Origin of the sequence: Arthrobacter sp. efr-133-R2A-63, assembly GCF_030209795.1 — a bacterium.
In the GTDB taxonomy this organism is placed as follows: Bacteria; Actinomycetota; Actinomycetes; order Actinomycetales; family Micrococcaceae; genus Arthrobacter; species Arthrobacter bambusae_A.
Genome location: NZ_JARVRG010000030.1, coordinates 171,660 through 190,401, shown reverse-complemented (window position 1 = coordinate 190,401; position 18,742 = coordinate 171,660). Strand labels below are relative to the sequence as shown.

Annotated in this window: 15 protein-coding genes; 8 read left to right on the top strand and 7 right to left on the bottom strand. The window is 65.0% G+C overall.

Annotated features, from left to right (window positions below; translation table 11 throughout):
• The first annotated feature begins 630 nt into the window (after positions 1-630).
• Complete coding sequence (locus tag QRN45_RS17220; RefSeq protein WP_241710101.1) at positions 631-1,272, top strand: TetR/AcrR family transcriptional regulator; 642 nt, start codon at positions 631-633, stop codon at positions 1,270-1,272.
• Between the two features lie 31 nt (positions 1,273-1,303).
• Here QRN45_RS17220 and QRN45_RS17215 read toward each other — a convergent pair whose 3' ends face one another.
• The gene (locus QRN45_RS17215; protein ID WP_241710102.1) at positions 1,304-2,038 is read right to left on the bottom strand and encodes a LytR C-terminal domain-containing protein; all 735 of its coding nucleotides are present in this window, start codon (positions 2,036-2,038) and stop codon (positions 1,304-1,306) included.
• Positions 2,031-2,330: a type II toxin-antitoxin system VapB family antitoxin gene (locus QRN45_RS17210; RefSeq protein ID WP_059388531.1), complete on the bottom strand. Its 300-nt coding sequence runs from the start codon at positions 2,328-2,330 to the stop codon at positions 2,031-2,033. Before QRN45_RS17210 ends, QRN45_RS17215 begins: the two co-directional genes overlap by 8 nt.
• Before the next feature lie 169 nt (positions 2,331-2,499).
• On the opposite strand from QRN45_RS17210, the gene QRN45_RS17205 reads away from it, so the two are divergent.
• Both QRN45_RS17205 and QRN45_RS17200 read left to right on the top strand, forming a co-directional pair.
• On the top strand, positions 2,500-3,408 hold the full coding sequence (locus QRN45_RS17205) for a hypothetical protein (protein ID WP_284764134.1): 909 nt from the start codon (positions 2,500-2,502) through the stop codon (positions 3,406-3,408).
• Positions 3,409-3,460: 52 nt separating this feature from the next.
• On the top strand, positions 3,461-5,044 hold the full coding sequence (locus tag QRN45_RS17200) for a stealth family protein (RefSeq protein ID WP_284764133.1): 1,584 nt from the start codon (positions 3,461-3,463) through the stop codon (positions 5,042-5,044).
• Positions 5,045-5,048: 4 nt separating this feature from the next.
• Here QRN45_RS17200 and QRN45_RS17195 read toward each other — a convergent pair whose 3' ends face one another.
• Positions 5,049-5,990 carry a phosphodiesterase gene (locus QRN45_RS17195; protein ID WP_241710104.1) on the bottom strand — a complete coding sequence of 314 codons (942 nt, stop codon included), beginning with the start codon at positions 5,988-5,990 and terminating at the stop codon, positions 5,049-5,051.
• Between the two features lie 312 nt (positions 5,991-6,302).
• Here QRN45_RS17195 and QRN45_RS17190 point away from each other — a divergent pair, with 312 nt between their 5' ends.
• From QRN45_RS17190 to QRN45_RS17180, 3 genes are read left to right on the top strand one after another with little or no spacing between them, the layout of a single operon-like run.
• Positions 6,303-7,775 (top strand): APC family permease, encoded by a 1,473-nt coding sequence (locus QRN45_RS17190; RefSeq protein ID WP_264637285.1) that lies wholly within the window; start codon positions 6,303-6,305, stop codon positions 7,773-7,775.
• A gap of 22 nt (positions 7,776-7,797) precedes the next feature.
• The gene (locus tag QRN45_RS17185; RefSeq protein ID WP_078106736.1) at positions 7,798-8,436 is read left to right on the top strand and encodes a TetR/AcrR family transcriptional regulator; all 639 of its coding nucleotides are present in this window, start codon (positions 7,798-7,800) and stop codon (positions 8,434-8,436) included.
• A 49-nt stretch (positions 8,437-8,485) separates the two neighbouring features.
• Positions 8,486-10,153 (top strand): amidohydrolase, encoded by a 1,668-nt coding sequence (locus QRN45_RS17180; protein ID WP_284764131.1) that lies wholly within the window; start codon positions 8,486-8,488, stop codon positions 10,151-10,153.
• Here the strand turns inward: QRN45_RS17180 and QRN45_RS17175 are convergent.
• The 3 genes from QRN45_RS17175 to QRN45_RS17165 all read right to left on the bottom strand — a co-directional run bounded on the left by QRN45_RS17175 (position 10,150) and on the right by QRN45_RS17165 (position 12,578).
• A complete protein-coding gene (locus QRN45_RS17175; RefSeq protein WP_264637283.1) occupies positions 10,150-10,635 on the bottom strand; it encodes a glutathione peroxidase in 486 nt (161 codons plus the stop codon). The genes QRN45_RS17180 and QRN45_RS17175 overlap by 4 nt on opposite strands.
• 95 nt (positions 10,636-10,730) lie before the next feature.
• The gene (locus QRN45_RS17170; protein ID WP_264637282.1) at positions 10,731-12,065 is read right to left on the bottom strand and encodes a peptidoglycan DD-metalloendopeptidase family protein; all 1,335 of its coding nucleotides are present in this window, start codon (positions 12,063-12,065) and stop codon (positions 10,731-10,733) included.
• Between the two features lie 132 nt (positions 12,066-12,197).
• Entirely contained in the window at positions 12,198-12,578 is a 381-nt protein-coding gene (locus QRN45_RS17165; RefSeq protein WP_078106739.1) for a MarR family winged helix-turn-helix transcriptional regulator, read from the bottom strand.
• 97 nt (positions 12,579-12,675) lie between these two features.
• Between QRN45_RS17165 and QRN45_RS17160 the strand changes: the two genes are divergently transcribed.
• Both QRN45_RS17160 and QRN45_RS17155 read left to right on the top strand, forming a co-directional pair.
• Positions 12,676-14,136: an MFS transporter gene (locus tag QRN45_RS17160; protein WP_264637281.1), complete on the top strand. Its 1,461-nt coding sequence runs from the start codon at positions 12,676-12,678 to the stop codon at positions 14,134-14,136.
• A gap of 128 nt (positions 14,137-14,264) precedes the next feature.
• A complete protein-coding gene (locus QRN45_RS17155) occupies positions 14,265-15,176 on the top strand; it encodes an oxygenase MpaB family protein (protein WP_241710110.1) in 912 nt (303 codons plus the stop codon).
• A 60-nt stretch (positions 15,177-15,236) separates the two neighbouring features.
• On the opposite strand, the gene QRN45_RS17150 is transcribed toward QRN45_RS17155, so the two are convergent.
• Positions 15,237-18,716 carry a bifunctional proline dehydrogenase/L-glutamate gamma-semialdehyde dehydrogenase gene (locus QRN45_RS17150; protein ID WP_284764130.1) on the bottom strand — a complete coding sequence of 1,160 codons (3,480 nt, stop codon included), beginning with the start codon at positions 18,714-18,716 and terminating at the stop codon, positions 15,237-15,239.
• Between the last annotated feature and the right edge of the window lie 26 nt (positions 18,717-18,742).

Here is an 18,742-nt window from a genome sequence, read left to right as displayed (position 1 = left end):
TCAGCAACGACGCAGACAACCACCGTGGCGTTACACCACTATGCGGGACTCCACTGCGGCGATTAGGGCAATGCCACTAAGGAACAGCCATTTACTCGTTCTATCAGTCCGCATTGGACTGTTGTCGAAATATGGGATTCGTTGTGTGGGATGACTTGCTACCTGTAGAAAGCTGATGCAGTCATGAGGGCACTAGACAGCATGAGGACGGCAACAGCAGCGGTGGTCATCTTAGCTCCGGACTATTCTGGCAGCGGCTTATTAGTTCTTCCGTCGACCGAAGCCCCATCCAGGTGCCAACGGCCCTCCGTCTGCAAATAAGTTCCTCAGCGCATGCAGGAACCAACGCCACGAACTGCCTTCTGAGGTCGCCTTGCTCATAGGGACAGCGTACACATCGGCGCATTTTGTGGGGAGCTAGGGCAGGCGCGGTGTCCCCGTGAAGGATCGATCACCGTACCCTTGGTGCCCGCTAGCCGAACGGCGGGATTCGCTCCGCACCAACTAATTTGACACAAAACATCAACTACTGACGGAGAGAGTCACATCCCGGTGGAACCATCAGCCGTACCGGGAAACCACGGTCTCCGCGGGCCCAACTTTGCTGACAGATCCCTGTAAAGTGTCTGTATGCCTAGGATTACGGCCGCCACCAATGCCGCGCAACGCGCTGAAACCCGACGCCGGGTCCTGACGGCTTTCGGAGAACTGCTCTTCACCCACGGACTGCCCGGATTGACCATGACCGACGTCGCGCGGCACGCCGGCGTCGGCCGGACCGCGGTGTACAACTACTACGCCGACATGGAACAGCTCCTCATCGCGTACGCCCTGGACGAGACAGAGCGGTTCCTGGGCGACCTGCGCGAATCCCTCGCGGCACTTCAGAACCCGGTGGACCGCCTTGCCCTTTACGTGCGCGCCCAGGTGGAAGACCTCAGCCGACGGCACCTCCCGCCGGGTCCTGCGATGGCGGCAGTCCTCTCCCCCGCTTCCTTCGCGAAACTGGCAGACCACGTGGGCGAACTCAACCTGCTGCTCCAGGACATCCTGCGCGACGGTATCGCCGCCGGCTACCTCCCGCCCGCCGACGTCGGCCAGCTCGCCCGGCTCATCCACGGAACCCTGTCCTCCAGCGCAGCACGCGGCAATGCGGCGAACGGGGCGGAGCTGGACGAGCTTGAGGAGCGGCTGGTCCAGACGGTGCGGTTCATCCAGTTGGGCGCAGGAGCAAGGTTCGACGACGACGGCCGGCCCGCGCGACTGGCGTGACTCGCCCGCGGGGCTGGCTGCGTCCGCCGGGCTAAGGCGTCGGAATCACCGGCAGCTTCGCGTTGTCCGCGATCCGCTGCTCGAGGCGGGGACAACTGAGCTTCCCCGGAGTGTTGTCCACGAGCTCCGGTGGGACGAGTGCCGAGAATCCTGGTGCGAGGATGAGGTCCACGGAACCATCCGTGCGTTGGTCCTGGACGTAATCGGTGCCGGCGACATTCTTCTGGATGTTGAACGCTGCCGCTTGGCCGCTGGATCCCGAAACCACCACTGCGGGGCCGGTGTAGCTCGTAGTGGAGTTGTCGACCGTGCCGACGTTGTATCCCCGGGCCTTCAACTGGTCCGCCACGTTCTTGGCCAGGCCGGGCCTGCCAGCAGCGTTATAGACATTGATGCTGATCTTGTTGTTGGGCGTGTAGTCGAAAACCGTGGCGGGACACACGGCGGCCGGCGCCTGGCTTGCAACGGCGGAGGGGAAACGGATCACGCCGTTCATGACTGCCCATGCCCCCACGAGCCCGGCAACAACCACTCCGACAAGCAGCGCGAGAACGATCCCGTGCAGGAGGCGGCGGCTGAACCACCCCGGATGGCTCTCAGGCCCGGGAGCCTCAGCAAAAGTTGCCCGGAGATCCGGACCGGTGACAACGCGATGCCCGTGCAGGGTCGTCGGATCTTTCTGCCTACCGGGACGTTTCGGGCGCTTCCCCGGATCCGCGTTCTCGGGCACGGCCACCTGCTCTTCCGGGATTGTTTCGTTAACCATCTATCACGAGCACCCGGGCGTGGATGGCCGTGCGCTGGTGGAGCGCGGTCCGTACTGCGCGGTGGAGCCCGTCTTCGAGGTACAGCAGGCCTTGGTACTGCACCACGTGGGGGAAGAGATCGCCGAAGAACGTCGAATCCTCGGCCAGCAGGGCTTCAAGGTCAAGGGTGCGCTTGGTGGTGACAAGTTCATCGAGCCGGACCGGACGCGGGGGCAGCGAGGCCCAGTCCTTTGGCGTGGAAAAACCATGGTCGGGGTACGGGCGTCCCTCGCCCACAGCTTTGAATATCACTGTGCAAGCCTAAAGAAGTAAGGCGCCCAAGGGAACTTGTGAGAAGTCGGCCACGAAGGTTGTGGCCAAAAGGTAACCGTTGGCGGACCGCGTGCGCCGAACGGTGGCGTCTGCCGCCGTCGGCCGTCACACCACTGCCGCCATCCCGCCGGACTGACAGAATGGGATCATGACTGCTTCAATGCCAGGCACGCACCCGGCCGCTCCTGCCCTCGCACTGCTCCTCGACGTCGACGGTCCCGTCGCAAGTCCCGTGACGCGCGATGTGAAGCCGGCGATCATCGCGGACCTTGTGGGCTTGGCATCCGCAGGCATCCCCGTCATTTTCAACACCGGCCGCTCGGACGCTTTCATCCGCGAGCAGGTCATGGCGCCCATGATCGCCGCCGGAATGCCCGCCGGAACCGTGGTCCACGCGATCTGCGAGAAGGGCGCCGTGTGGTTCAGCTACACCTCGGGAGGTCCCGGGCCCATCCATATGGACCATGAGCTTGCCGTTCCGAAGGCCTACGGCGACGACGTCCGCCGCATGGTGGCAGAGGATTATGCGACGCACATGTTCTTCGATGAGACAAAGCGCGCCATGGTGTCGGTGGAGCAGCATCTGGACGTCTCAAGTGACGACTACCTTGCCGAGCAGAAGCTCTTCGACGCCGACGCCCTGGAACTCATGGGCAAGCACGGGCTCTCTGCCGCGATCCTGGATCACCACGCACCAGAGTCCGACGACGCCGCGGACTACCGCCTGGACCCCACCATCATCTCTACGGACATCGAGTCCGTCCGGCTCGGCAAGGATCTCGGCGCCAGCCGCGCGGTGGAGCTCCTCGCCGCCCAAGGGATCACCCCGCAGGCTTGGCGGACAGTGGGCGATTCGCGCACTGACTACGCCATGGCGGATTGGCTCCACCACAATGACCACAGCGTGAAGCACGTCGACGTCCGGCCCGCGGACGGCGTGCCCAACAAGCCCTACGATGTTCTTACAGCCACAAACCTCGGCCTGGGCGACGACGTCATTCACGACGACGCCGGAGGCGCGTTCCTGCACAGTTGGCGTGAAGCCTTGGTGGGCTAGGTTCACCAAGCCCGCGCCAACCACAATCTTTCGGAGAAAAGCCATCACAGACATGGACCAGCAAGCAATCTACTTTGGTAGCCCCGCCTCCGACGACGATGCGGTCGTTCCCGAACCGACGTCGCCCGCCGTCGAGGCGCGCCTCAAGCACCGCGCCGACGTCGTCCGCCATCGCGGCCGATACAGCTTGCTGAACCAGAACCGCACCCCGCAGGAGGTGATGGTCGAAGATCTACTCGTGATCCGTGCCGCACTCGACGCGGCCGGCCTGGACTTCATCCTGGTCCGCGGCAACGACCACCGGCCCGTGATCGCCGTCGACTGGCAGCTCCGGAAGAAACTGCGCCAGGCTCTGGTCTCGGCTTTCCGGAACGAGCCGTTCTACTCCATGACCGTCGACGCGCGGAAGAAATCCACGCTGCTGGTGGCCGACGGCGAGTTGTCCAGCAACCGGAAGGCCCGGATTTTCCGGCTCTTCCGTCCACGCGTGGAACCCGGGGGCGGGCTGACGTACGGTCCCTCGTTGGGCGTGCAGCTTGAATTGTGGGAGTTCGACGGCGAACAACTCGTGTTGCCGGTGGAGAACTCCCTGACCCGGCGAACCATGCTGCGCCAGGACGCTGTCCGGGGCACGGTGGAACGCCACGGGCTGAGCTGGCCGACCATCGAGAACATGTTCGCGGACCACGCGAGCGACATCGACTTCGACGTCGACATCGTCTTTTCATGGGTGGACGGAAACGACCCCGCGTATATCGCGGCACGCCGCGAGCAGATGAAAGACGCAGTTGTGGGCGAGGGAGACGCTCACGAAGCCCGTTTCCGGCAGATCAACGAGCTCAAATATGCCTTGCGCTCGGTGTACATGTATGCGCCCTGGATTCGCCGGATCTATATCGCGACGGACTCCCCCGCGCCGGAGTGGCTGGCCGAGCACCCGAGCGTCAGGATCATGCGCAGCGAGGAGTTCTTCAAGGACCCCACCGTGCTGCCCACCCACAATTCCCAGGCCGTGGAATCCCAGCTGCACCACATTGAGGGCCTCTCCGAGCACTTCCTGTACTCCAATGACGACATGTTCTTCGGCCGGCCTGTTGCACCGGACATGTTCTTCACTCCCGGCGGAATCACCAAGTTCATCGAAGCTTCCACCCGGATCGGGCTGGGAGAGAACGACGCCGAACGCAGCGGCTTCGAGAACGCTGCCCGCGTCAACAGGAAGCTCCTCTGGGAGCGGTTCGGGCGCATCACCACGCGCCATCTGGAGCACACCGCCGCGCCCCTTCGGCGTAGCGTCATCGCAGAGATGGAGCGCGAGTTTCCGGCCGAGTTCGCCAAGACGGCGGCCAGCAGGTTCCGTGCGGCGGACAACATTTCCGTGACCAACTCGTTCTACCACTACTATTCGCTGCTCACGGGCCGGGCGGTGACGCAGACGGCCGCCAAGGTCAGGTACGTGGATACCACCCTGTGGTCCGGGCTGCACTACCTGCCCACGTTGCTCGCCAAACGCAACGTGGACTTCTTCTGCCTCAACGATGGCAGCTTCCCCGAAGTGGCTGCCGACGAAAGGGCCGGACTCGTCACGGACTTCATGGAGAAGTACTTCCCGGTCAAAGCCCCATGGGAGAAGTAGTCCGCTAGCGGCGGGTCATCTCCGGACGCTTCGCGTCGGCCATGGAACCGCGTTCATGCGTGGCTCGCTGGGGAATCCGGATGCCTGCTTGGGCGAGCCGCCGCCGCGTAGCTTCCGGGCTGACGTACTCACCAACGGTCGGCGATTTGCCCAATGGCACCACCGAATGCACGATCGTCTGCTCGTAAACGTGGACCAGGTTGAATGCCTGGGCACCGTCGCGGCCGCGGGTGCCGCCCTGCGGAACGTTGAGGTCCTGCGTGTAGCAGCTCGCGGAAGCCACCGACACCGGGACGCCTGCGAACATCGCGGTGGTGGAGTAGTGCAGGTGGCCGCCCAGGATGGAGCGGATATCCGAATTGCGTACGACGTCGGCCAGCGCCGCTTGGCCGCGCAGCTCCACCAGGATGGATAGGTCGAGGACGCTGGGGACCGGAGGGTGGTGGAGGGCAAGGATCGTGCCGTCCGGAGCCGGCGTCGCGAGCTCCGATTCCAACCAGTCGAGCTGGCTCTGGCTTAGCTCACCGTGATGGAAGCCGGGCACGGAGGTATCCAGCGTGATGATCCGCAGCCCGTTGACGAAGTAGCTGTGATCCACCGGGGCGTCATTGTCGCTCTGATCGAAGAGGCCGGCACGGAAATTCGCCCGGTCGTCGTGGTTTCCCATCGCCCAGATCACCCGCGCGCCCATCTCTCGACAGGCCGGCTCGACGATCGACCGGAGTTTGGCGTAGGCACCCGGTTCACCCTGATCGGCGAGGTCACCGGTGAAGATCACGGCGTCGGGGCGGACCTTTGACGCGTGCACTTCCGAGAAGAGCTGCCTCAGATGGGCTTCACTGTCGACCGCGCCGTAAAGGGGTTCCGACCCTCCCAACAGATGGGAGTCGCTAAGGTGCAGAAGTACGTGTCCTGGCCGCGGGTGCTCGGCCTCGATGAGCTCCATTACTACCTTCGGGTCGGTAGGAGGCGGCGCCTCCAGTTTCAGTCCCAATAGACACAATCCAACCAGACAAAAGGCTAACGCAGGGTAACTTACCGCCGGAATGTTGGAAAATTACTCGCGTTCCCCCGCGATCCCCGCTCACCTATAAGCCCACTTTCCCCAACCCCCGCTCACTTATAAGCCCATCTCGCCCGACGCTCGCTCACCAGGGTGAGCGAGCGTCGGGCGAAAAGACGACATACGTGAGCGGGCGTCGGGGCTGCAGAACAGACCCTCTTGACGCAAACCTATGCCGCACCCCACAATAAGTGAATGGCTTTCACTAAAGAATCGGCGGCAATGGCGCCGCCCGCGACCGTCAGCGTTGACGGCGGATTGAAGAAGAACGCAATAGGCACTCGCGACATTGTGTTCATGTTGGTGTCGGCGGCCGCTCCACTGACCATCGTCGTCGGGATCGCCCCGCTCGCCCTCGCCGTGGGCGGCGTCGGGGCTCCCTCCATTTACCTCGCTGCGGCCATCGGCCTGGGCCTGTTCGCCATAGGTTTCATGGCGCTTACCCGCCACGTCCGGTCCTACAGCGGCTTCTACGGCTACATCTCGAAAACGCTCGGCCGCGTGGTCGGCCTCGGCTCCGGCCTCACTGCCTGGATGAGCTACAACGGCCTGCAAATCGGCCTCTATGGACTGCTGGGCATCCAAGCCAATCTCGCCGTGAAGTCCTTCACCGGTGTGGAACTTCCCTGGTGGCTCTACGCGATCGTGTCGATCGGGGCCGTCTGGTACCTGGGCTGGCGCGGAATCGACGTCGGCGCCAAGGTCCTCGCCGTCCTGCTCACCCTCGAAACCCTGATCGTCGCCATCGTCGCCGCGTTCGTCCTGGCTCAGGGCGGCGCACACGGCATCAGCTTCGAATCATTCAGCCCGCAGGCCGTCTTCTCCCCGCAGTTCGCCGCCGTCCTCGGGCTTGGTTTCTCCGCCTTCATGGGATTTGAATCCGGAGCCCTGTACCGGGAAGAGGCTCGGGACCCCGATCGCAGCGTCCCGCGTGCCACCTACATCTCCATCGCCTTCATCGGCGCGTTCTACGCCTTCGCCGTCTGGATCATCGTCCAGGCCTTCGGAGCGGACGCCGTCCAAGCCTTCGCCGCAGGCCACCTCGACGCCGGGGACACCGCCTACATCGCGGCAGGCAACTTCGCGGGCGGCTGGTGCGTGAACCTTATGAGCGTCCTGATCGTCACCAGCATCTTCGCCGCCCAACTCTCCTTCCACAACACCATCAACCGCTACACCCTGTCGCTCAGCCGCGAGGGCATCTTCCCGAAACGCTCCGGCCGCATCAGCCCGCGATACCGCACCCCTTCCGTGGCCGGGTTCGACCAGACCCTGCTCGCCCTCGCCCTCGTGATCGGCGCGGCACTGTTCCATCTGGACCCGTTCACCCAGTTCCTGATCTGGACGAACACCCCGGGCGTGATCGGCATCCTCGTCCTGCAGGCACTCACGGGTGTCGGCGTCGTGGTCTTTTTCACCCGGCTCAAGGACCATGGCCTTCGCTGGTATGTCGTCCCTTCGGCCGTGGCCGCGACCGTCATCATGTGCGCCGTGACCTGCCTGATGGCCAACAACACCCAACTTCTCACCGGCCTCCCGGCCGGTGACCCCGTCAACACCACGCTCCTCGTCGTCGCGCCGCTCGTGTTTGCAGCCGGAACCGTGCTGGCCCTCGTGCTGCGCAAGGCCAACCCGGCCGCCTACCAGCGGATCGGCCACTCCGAGTGATCACGGAGCCTAGTCTTGAGGGATGCAGACTCCCAGCAAAACCAGCCAGCTAGGACGCCCGCGGACACCGAGGCTCTCGCGGAAGGCGATCGGCCGCGCGGCGCTCGAGATGTTCGAGGAGGAGGAGAGCCTCTCCATCCCGCGGCTCGCGGAGCGCCTGGGCGTCAGGCAGTCATCCTTCTACAAGCACGTCACCGGCCGGCAGGAGATCATCGAACTGGCCCGTGGCGCGCTCGTGGAGAGAGCTCCGATGCCCGAGTTGCCGTCCGGCAGCCTGGACGATGTCATCCGCGAGATCTTCGACTCCCTTCGCAAGGCATACGGCCTGGTGCCGGCGCTCCTTCCCCTGCTTCTCACGCAGCCGGTGTCACACCCGGCAGCCTTGGAGCGCTACGACCGGTTTGTCGAGGCATTTGAGATCGCGGGGGCGCCGCGGCACCTCATCATTCCCGCCCTGGAAGCCCTCGACAGCGCAGCGATCGGCGCGAGCCTCGATGCGATGACGATGGAATCCGCGTGGAGCATCAACGAAGAGGAAGAAGGAACATATCCACATCTGTTCGCGGCAAAGAAAGCCGTGGCAGAGCACCCTGTAGACCGCTTCGCTTTCCTGGCCGATGTCCTCTCGGCAGGATTGAGGGCGGCCATCGACGACGACTGATCCTCACCAGGCCGGCGTCGGAAACCCGAACACCACAAGGAGTTACATCTTGACCACGCCCGAGCCCATCGATCTCGTCATCCTCTCGTCCAGCATCCTCCACGGTGAGGCGCTCACAGAGACCGCCGGTTTCGTCGCCATCTCAAATGGCCGCATCGCGCACGTCGGCCGCGCCGAGGCTGCCGCCGCATGGACCCCAAGAGCCAAACAAGTGATCGACGTCGGCGGCGCAACAGTCTGCCCCGGTCTCATTGACGCCCACATCCACCCCATCCACGGGGCGGAAATCGCCCGTGGCCTTGACCTGGCCGGAATCACCGGGCTCGACGATGTCCGCGCGACGCTTGCGCACTACGCCGCTTCCACGCCACACGCCGTCGGCTCCGATTGGTTGTTCGCCTGGGGCCTGGACCCTGCCATCTTCGGGGACGCGGTCTTCGACAACTCCCTCTTCGACGGCATCCTCGATGACGAACTCGTCTTCATCACCCTGTTCGACGGCCACGCCTCACTCGCCTCCGACGCCGCCCTCAAGCTCGCCGGGGTCACCGGAACGGAAGAGCTTCCCAGCACCGGCTATGTCGGCGTCGACCAGCACGGCAAGCCCAACGGCATGCTCTACGAAATGACCGCCCAGGACCTCGTGCGCGGAATCCTCCCCCAGCCCTCCTTCGATCAGCGGGTCGACGAACTCGGGGAACTCCTGCGGTCCATGGCCGAAGCCGGGCTGGTAGCCGGCCAGATGCTGGACTTCGGGGCCCCGGACACCCTGGAAGTGCTGGAAGCCCTCGAACGCAGAGGCGAGCTCGCCATCCGGCTGCGCATCTCCCCGTGGGTCATGCCCGGCGCCACCGAGGAGGACTTGAAGGCCATGCTCGCGATGCAGGGCAGGCACGGAAGACGCTGGCATGTTCACGGCATCAAGCTCATGATGGACGGAACCATCGACAACGGCACGGCCTGGCTCTTTGAACCGGATACCCACGGAGAATCACTCCATCCGCTCTGGCACGATCCTGAAGCCCTCGCCGCAGCCATGAAGTTCTTCCACGAACACCGGATCCCCACCACCACGCACGCCATCGGCGACCAGGCCGTTTCCTTCGTCGCGCGGACCATCGGAGCCCTCCCCAAGAACGGCACCGTCCACCGGATCGAGCACATCGAATCCATCCCGGATTCGGTCCTGGCGGAAATCATCAGCGCGGGTGCCGCAACGAGCCTGCAGCCGACGCATTGCGCCCTCTACAGCCGCGCCGACCACACCGACAACTGGTCCCGCAGGCTTGGCAGCGAACGGGCCAATCACGCCTGGCGGACCCGCGATCTCCGCGACGCCGGAGCCATCGTAGCGCTCGGTTCGGACTGGCCCATCGCCCCTTTCGACCCGCGGGCGATCATCGCCTCAGCCCAGACGCGCCGCCCGGCCGGCCGGCCCGACGTCGAACCCGTCCAACCCCGGCAGGCGCTGTCCGCGCGGGCCGCGCTCGAAGGTTACACGAGCCAATACTGGAAGTCCGTCGGCGAGGAAGGCGGCATTGTGGAAACGGGGGCCCGCGCAGATCTGACGGTGGTCCGGCACAATCCCCTGACCACGGCACCGGACGAATTTGCGCAGACGCCGGTGATCCTGACGGTCGTCGACGGTGAAATCGTTGTTGATAACCGCGAGGCGCTCAACGCGGGAGCCAGCCTGGGCTCCCTCCGGAGAGCTTAGGCCAAGGCATCTTCGAGCGCGTCGATGAGCTCCCAGGAATCGGGCTCGACGGCGGACGGGAAGCGTGCGAGCACCTCGCCTTCGCGGCTCACGAGGAACTTTTCGAAGTTCCACTTCACCTTCTGCGGTTTGGAGCCGTCAGCAGTCCGGGTCAGCTCGGCATACAGGGGGTGCTGGTGCTTGCCGCGGACCTTGGACTTGCTCGCGAGCGGGAACGAGACTCCGAAATTGCGCTGGCAGAAGTCCGCGATCTCTGCGTCGGAACCCCGCTCCTGTGCCCCGAACTGGTTACACGGCACGCCCAGGATCTCGAATCCGCGGTCGCGGTATTTTTCGTAGAGCACCTCAAGTCCCGAGTACTGGTGCGTGAAACCGCACTTCGAAGCCACATTGACTACCAGTACGGCTTTGCCCTCGAAACGCCCAAAATCGCCCTCGGAGCCGTCGTTGAACGTCAGGGGAATGCTGTAGAGCAGGGACATTGAATCGCTTCCTTACGACGTGGAACCTCGGCAACTGCCGCATTCGAGTCTACGCGCGGCAGTGGTGTGGGGCGGGACCAAAGGAATGGGACGACTCAGGGCTTGGGAACCGCCGTTTTGGTTGTTGGCGTGGCCGACGGCGCGGGTGAGGTGGGTGCCGACGGCGCGGGTGAGGTGGGCGCCGACGGCGCGGGTGAGGTGGGTGCCGACGGCGCGGGAACGGTTGGCACCGAAGCAGGGAGGCTCGACGTCGGCGCCGCAGTGGGCGGTGCGGTCACCGTGGGCGGAACTGTCGCCGTCGGCGGCGGCGTCCCGGTAGGAGTCTGCGTCCTGATAGGGGCCGGCGACGGGCTCGGCGTCCCGGAGGGGCTCGGTGTCGGCGTCGGCGACTTAGTCGGCGTCCCGGTGGGAGTCGGCGTCGGCGACTTAGTCGGCGTCCCGGTGGGTGACGCCGTCGACGTCGGGCTTTGCGTGGCCGTGGCAGCAGGGCTCGGCGCAACCTTCGCCTCCTGCACCCCGCCCGTCACCGCCGGTCCGGCGGCCACGGCCCCCGGGTCGGTCGGCACGGCACCGGGAATGGACCAGACGGAGCCCGCCGAAGTCGCGGTGGCGGAACCTGGCTGATAGCTGACCATCGCGATATCGCCGAGGGGATCCACCTGCTTGGTGGGCAGGAACGTCCAGTTCATCGGGTTGGTGTAGACGCCGTTGAGAATGGTCTCGAAATGCAGGTGGCAACCAGTCGAGGAACCCGTGGTTCCCACCCTGGCGATGACCTCGCCTACCCGGACCGATTGCCCCTTGGTCACTGCGATTCCCTGCAGGTGGTTGTACGTGGTGACCAAGCCGTTGCCGTGGTCAATTTCCACGCGATTGCCGCCGCCCCACGGATGCCATCCCACGGCCCGGACCACGCCGGAGTCGGCCGCGTAGACGAGCGTGCCGCAAGCCGCGGCAAAATCCTGGCCCCAGTGGAACTCTCCCGGCAATCCGGTAATGGGATCGATCCGCAATCCGAAGGGAGAACTCGGAACCAGCACCTCGAGCGGCGCATAGAGTTTCCCGGCAGGGGGCCGGTCGAGGGAGCTCGACGCGACATTGAGGGTGCCTATGCCGTTCTTGTCGAGGGTTTGGACCGGGGAACGTTCAAAGGACACCGTGGCTTTGTCGGCCGCGACGACCGGGGCCGATGCCGGGCTTTGAGGCGCGGTCTCCTGCGCGCTGGCAGTGGCGCCATCCGTGGGTAGCATGCCGGGTTCCACCTGGCCCATGGCCAACGATGCATTGCTTCCAGGTCCGCCCAAACCGGGCCCTTGGAAGCCGAAAGCGAGGACCACCAGGACAGCGAGGAGGCAAGCCGAAAGGACCCGGCCAAATTTTCTTGTGAGCACCAGGTCGATGACCTGGCCAGACTCATGATGCTTTCCCACAGCGGCTCCTGAGACAGGCGCTCATCCCCAAGTACGGGCGCGCTTGTCCCATTGTGGCCGCTATGAAATCGAATGGGAACACTCGACTTCATACTCGGCCGGTCCGCGGAACACTCGCCGGGCCGTAGCGGGCTACTCGCCGAGGTTCTCTTTCAGCAACGCGCGGTGCTCGACGGCGGCATCCGAATGGAGCGCGCGGCCGGCCTCGGTCAGCTCGAGGTACAGCGAGCGGCGGTCATCCGCGCAGGTTACGCGGGAGACGAGTCCGGCTTTCTCCAGGCGGTCGACAACCTTGGAAACGGCGCTCTGGGTCATGGGGGTCCGCTCCCCGAGCGCCTTCATGCGGCAGGCAGAGTCAACGCTTTCGGCAACGAGATCGAGGATTTCGAATTCGTTCAGGCCGATGTCGAACTTGGCTTCGAGGGCACGGTCGATGGCGGCCGCGGTGCGGAAGTACGAGTTCTGGATGCTGCGCCATTGCTCAACCAGCTGGCGATCCTGCGTTGTTGCCATGGCCCGATTCTAGTCGCAACCCTAGATAAAGTCCATGTCATAAGATTCCAAGTCATATTCCTTGTCATTGAATGACGTGTCATATAGATTGATTTTCATGACTTCACCAAGCACCCTCACGAGATCTGCCGAGCAGCTCCATACAGCCGTCCGCTGGACCCGGGCCCAGTGGCTGCTGCTTATGGTGGTGTGCACAGTTCTGGCGCTCGACGGCCTGGACGTTTCCATGGTGGGCGTGGCCCTTCCCTCCATCGGGCATGAACTCCACCTCGGAACCGATTCCCTCCAGTGGATCGTTTCCGCCTACGTCCTGGGCTACGGGAGCCTCTTGCTCCTCGGCGGGCGGCTCGCCGACCTGCTGGGCCGGCGTCGGATCTTCCTGATCGCCTTGACCGTGTTCGCCGCAGCATCGCTCCTCGGCGGCCTCGTGAACGATCCCACCCTGTTGATCGCCACACGCTTCATCAAGGGCCTGGCCGCGGCATTCACTGCCCCTACCGGGTTCTCCATCATCACCACCAATTTCGCTGAAGGCCGCGAGCGCAACAAGGCACTGTCCATCTTCACCACTTTCGGCGCGAGCGGCTTTTCACTCGGGTTGGTGGTGGGCGGGCTCATGACCAGCCTGAGCTGGCGCTGGACCTTCCTGGTCTCGGTGCCGATCGCCGTGGCCGTCGTGCTTCTCGGCATGCTGTTCATCCCCCGGGACAAGCCGTCCACGGAGGAGAGCGGCCACGACGTCTGGGGCGCAGTCACCCTCGCGCTCGGCATGCTTGGCCTGGTGTACACCTTGGTTTCAGCTCCGCAGAAGGGGTGGGGATCTGTGGCAACAATCGCCGGATTCGCCATCTCTGCTGCTGTGCTGGCAACTTTCGCCGTTATCGAAAACCGCGTCAAGCACCCGCTCATCCGCTTCGGCATCCTTCGTGAAGGCTGGGTGGCCCGCGCCAACCTGAGCGCCATTGGATTGTTCGGCTCATACCTGAGCTTCCAGTTCATCCTCACGATGTACTTGCAGTCCGTGCTCGGCTGGTCTCCCCTGGGCATGGCGCTTGCCTTGCTTCCCACGGGGCTCCTGGTGGCAACGAGCGCCCCCTTCGCGGACAGGTTCATCGAGAAGTTCGGAGCTCCGAAGCTCATCCTCACCGGCCTGACCTCGCTGGGACTGGGCTATGTCCTGTTCCTCCGCGTCGGAACCTCACCGAACTACGTCCTGGATATCCTTCCCTCGGTCATCCTCCTGGGCATCGGTTTCGCCTTGGCCTTCCCCTCCATCAATGTCCAAGCCACCGCCGGTATCCGAGATTCAGAGCAGGGGCTGGCTGCCGGACTCATCCAGACCAGCACGCAGGTTGGTGCGGCCTTGGTCCTTGCCGTGACCACTGCGATCGTGAGCGGGCACGACGCAGGCACCAGCAGCACGCTCAGCGCCGCGGCCATGCTCGATCAGTACCGGCCCGGCCTGGTTCTGAGCGCTGCCGTGGCAATCGCGGCACTGCTGGTGGCAGCGTCCCCGGCGCGCCGCCGTCGGGCACTTGCCGAACAGCCCGCAGCCTAAGCGGATCCGCGTTAGGGGTGCCGGCCCGCTGGTTCCACAGCGGGCCGGCACCTCTGCATTAACCGGTTACCGCTGGTTTCACAGCCGCCCGGCGCTTGCGCCAACGGAATGCTGCGCGACAATGGACCATGGTCACCTTCCTGAAGAAGTGGCAAGCGGAACTGAGGATGACTTTTACGGGTCACCCGCAGTCCACTCCCGACTGGGTGCTGCGGCTTGCGGAAGGAAACGACCCCGGTTACCACCTTCCCGGCTCGGCCGTCTGGGCTGTCCACGGCTCCATGTCCACCATCGTCGCCGGAATCCGGGTACTGCTCATGCAGGCACTGCACCCCGGCGCCTTGGCGGGGGTCTATGACCATTCAAGCTTCAAAAGGGATCCCCTCGGACGGCTGGCAAACACGATCCGTTGGATCTTTACCGTGAGCTACGGCTCCATGGACGCGGCCCACACGGCGACCCAATTCGTGCGGCGGGTCCATGACTCCGTCAAAGGCAGTTACATCGACGCGCACGGACAGACCCGCGAGTATTCGGCCAATGATCCCGAGCTTCTCCGCTGGGTCCACGTTGCGTATGCGGATTCCTTCGTGGCGGCGCACCGGATCTGGGGCGGGGCGGTCCCCGGCGGCGCCGACGCCTACATCCGCGAGTGGGCCCAGGCAGGCCGCCTCATGGGAGTCGAGGATCCTCCCCTGAACCTCGCCGAGGTGGCCTCGGAAATGGACCAGTGGTACGCCTCCGGCCATCTCCGCGCAGACGAGCGGCTCAGGGAAACCATCGACTTCATCAGGTACCCCCCGTTGAAAGCGTCGTTGCAACCCGGTTACCGGATTTTGTTCGCCGCGGCCGTGGCCAGCCTGGAGCCCCGGTACCGCGAACTTCTGGGACTGGAAAAAGCCCGGTTTGGCCCCATCCCCTTCCCGTCGATTCTCGCGGCCCGGGTGGTTCTCGCCGTCGTGCGCCTGACGTTGGGCCGCAGCGGTCCCAGCGAACAGGCCGCCCGGAAACGGCTGCGGCGCCTGGGGTACGAAGCATAAGCGCAAGGAAGCCCGGCGGAACGGCTTGTGGCCGTCCCGCCGGGCTTCCCTGGTGAGTCGCTAGATCAGCGCGTCCGACAGGTGGTTCGGAGTGCCGAAGCGATGCGCCGTGATGCTGATGGCCTGCTCGTGCAGGAACGGCAACATCTCGATGCGTCCGGCCGGGGTCACCGCGCCGTGGTAGATCGCGACGTCGGGACGACCGCCCGTCGCGGCGCTCAGGGCGCTGCTGTCCCCGCCGATCAGGCGGATGCGGCCACCGTTGATGGCAGCCGCCGAAGCCAGCCATTCGGCATCGTTCTGGATGCGGGTGCTCACGTTGAGTCCCGCGAACGCTGCGACCACGGCTTCGGGAAGCTCGACGGCGGAGGACACCGTGAGTGCCGAACCCGCCACTGCCCCGGCTGCTACGACGCGAAGCAAGTCGACGAGCTTCCCGCCCTCCGACAGGCGGATGGTCACGGGGATGGCCCGGTAGCGGAAGACGTTGCGTTCGGCGCTCAGGCCGGAGACGTCCTTGCGGGTGCCGAATTCCGTGGCCCATGCCTCGGCGTCGCTGAAGAGCGCCTTTTGCAGGGTTTCTGCTTCGCCGGCCTTAACAAGCGGTCCTGCCGCCTTGGCAGCGGCAAGGATCGAAGCTGCCGCACCCTTGAGCGTGGCACCGCGCTTGGCGCCGGGCTCTGCGGGAACCCAGCTGCCCAGTCCGACCAGGTAGTTGGGTCCGCCGGCCTTGGTGCCAGCGCCCACGGCGGACTTCTTCCAGCCGCCGAACGGCTGACGCTGGACGATGGCGCCCGTGATGCCGCGGTTCACGTAGAGGTTGCCGGCCTGGATGGTGTCCAGCCAGACGCCCATTTCATCGGAATCGAGCGAGTGCAGCCCTGCGGTGAGTCCGTATTCGATCTCGTTCTGGATGGCGATGGCTTCTTCCAAGGTGGACGCCGTCATGACGCCGAGGACCGGGCCGAAGAACTCGGTCAGGTGGAAGTAGGAGCCGCGCTTCACGCCGAAGCGGATCCCCGGCGACCACAAACGTCCGGTCTCGTCCAGCTTCTCGGGCTTCACGGCCCAAGTCTCGCCTTCACCGAGGGTAGTCAGCGCGTTGAGGAGCTTGCCGTTGGCCGCCTCGATGATCGGGCCCATCTGGGTGGTGGCCTCTTCCGGGTAGCCCACCTTGAGCGAGCGGGCAGCATCCACGAGTTGGTTGTGGAAGCGCTCGGACGTGGCAACGGAACCCACCAGGATCACGAGCGAAGCGGCGGAGCACTTCTGTCCGGCGTGCCCGAAAGCGGAGTACACGACGTCCTTGGCGGCAAGATCGAGGTCCGCGTGGGGCGTGACGATGATGGCGTTCTTGCCCGAGGTCTCCGCGAGCAGCGGGAGGTCCTGCCGGAAGGAGCGGAAGAGCTCGGCGGTCTCGTAGCCACCGGTGAGGATCACGCGGTCAACGCTCGGGTGGGAGACCAGCCGGGTGCCGAGCTCGCGTTCTTCGAGCTGCACGAGCGCCAGCACTTCGCGCGGCACGCCGGCTTCCCACAGCGCGTCCACCATGACGGAACCGGAGCGTCGGGCCTGCTTTGCGGGTTTGATCACGACGGCGGATCCCGACGCGAGTGCCGCCAGCGTGGAGCCCGCGGGTATCGCCACGGGGAAGTTCCACGGCGGGGTCACGACGGTGAGGTTCGCCGGGACGAACGTGGCGCCGTCGACCGTTTCCAGGTCCTTGGCCCGCTCCGCGTAGTAGTGCGCGAAGTCGATTGCTTCGCTGACTTCGGGGTCGCCTTGCTCGATCGTTTTGCCGGTCTCGGAGGCCATGACCTCGAGGAGTTCGGCGCGGCGGGACTCCAGGATGTCGCCTGCTCGGTGCAGGATGGCTGCGCGCTCTGCGGCCGGCATGGCACCCCACGCTTTGCCGTGTTCCACCGCGGTGGCGATGATGCGGTCCAGTTCCTGGGAGTCGCTGACCTTGCTGGCGTCAACAATCGCGTTGCCGGCGGTGGAGCCAGGAATGCGGTCCAGGATGGCGCGGCCCCAGGCCCGGTTGGCGGGCAGGGCAGGATCGGTGTCCGGGGTGTTGGCGAAACCATGGTTTGGCGTGGAGGCCGCGGGCTGGTTGCGGTCCTGGGTCCGGTTGGGCGCCGGAACGGCGTCGTCCAGCTCCGCGAGGGAGGCGAGGAAGCGCTGCTTCTCGCGTTCGAACAGCGATTCGTTTTCGCTGAGCTCGAACACGGCGGACATGAAGTTGTCCTGGCTGGCGCCTTCTTCGAGGCGGCGGATCAGGTAGGCGATGGCGACGTCGAACTCGCCCGGGTGCACCACCGGAGTGTAGAGCAGGAGGCTGCCGACGTCCTTGCGGACGGCCTCGGCCTGGCCCGTGGCCATGCCGAGCAGCATCTCGAACTCGATGCCCTTCGTGACGCCGCGTTCCTTGGCGAGCAGCCACGCGAAGGCAACGTCGAAGAGGTTGTGGCCCGCGACGCCGATGCGCACCGCGTCGATGTGTTCCGGGGTGAGGGCGTAGTTGAGGACGCGCTTGTAGTTGGTGTCCGAATCCTGCTTGGTGCCCCAGGTGGCGAGCGGCCAGCCCTGGATGGATGCCTGGACCTGCTCCATGGGCAGGTTGGCGCCCTTGACGACGCGCACCTTGATGGGAGCGCCGCCGTTTGCGCGGCGGGCCGACGCCCATTCCTGCAGTTCCTGCATGGCGGAAAGCGCGTCCGGGAGGTAGGCCTGAAGCACGATGCCGGCCTCGAGGTTCTTGAATTCGGGCTTGTCCAAGATCCGGGTGAACACGGCCATGGTCAGGCTGAGGTCCTTGTATTCCTCCATGTCCAGGTTGATGAACTTGGGCTTGGGGAACGATGCGGCCAGCTCGTAGAGCGGCGTGAGCTTCTCCACCACGTGGTCCACCGCTTCGTCGAAGGCCCACAGCGAGTGCGGGGCCACCGTGGAGGACTCCTTGATGGAGACGTAGTCGACGTCGTCGCGGGCCAGGAGCTTGAGGGTTCCCTCGAGCCTCCGGCTGGCTTCGCGTTCGCCCAGGACGGCCTCGCCCAGCAGGTTCACGTTCAGGTGGACGCCGTTCTGCTTGATCTTGGCGATGGCGGGCCCGAGCTTGGCGTCCGTGGCGTCCACGATCAAGTGGCCCACCATGTCACGGAGGACTTTGCGGGCGATCGGGATGACCACTTGCGGCAGCACCGGGGCCATCACGCCACCGGTGCGCACAGCGGCACGCATGTACCAAGGCAGGAAGGCCGGGACCTTCGGGGCAAGCTTGGCCAGGTTGCGGCCGGCGACGGTCAGATCCTCGGGGCGGATGACGCCGTCGACGAATCCCACGGTGAAGTCCAGGCCGTTCGGGTCCTTGAGGACGCCGGCGAGGCGCTGTGCGGAAACGTCAACGGGCACCTTCGAGGCTTCGGTGAGCCAGTGTCGAACCAGTTGGATGGCTTCGTGGGCCAGCTCCTGGAGGTGTCCGCTTTCCGGGGTGGATTGTGTCCTGGCGTCGATGCTCGAATCCCGGGTTGGTGTGCTCATGCGCTTCGTTCCTTTTGGTGCGTAGA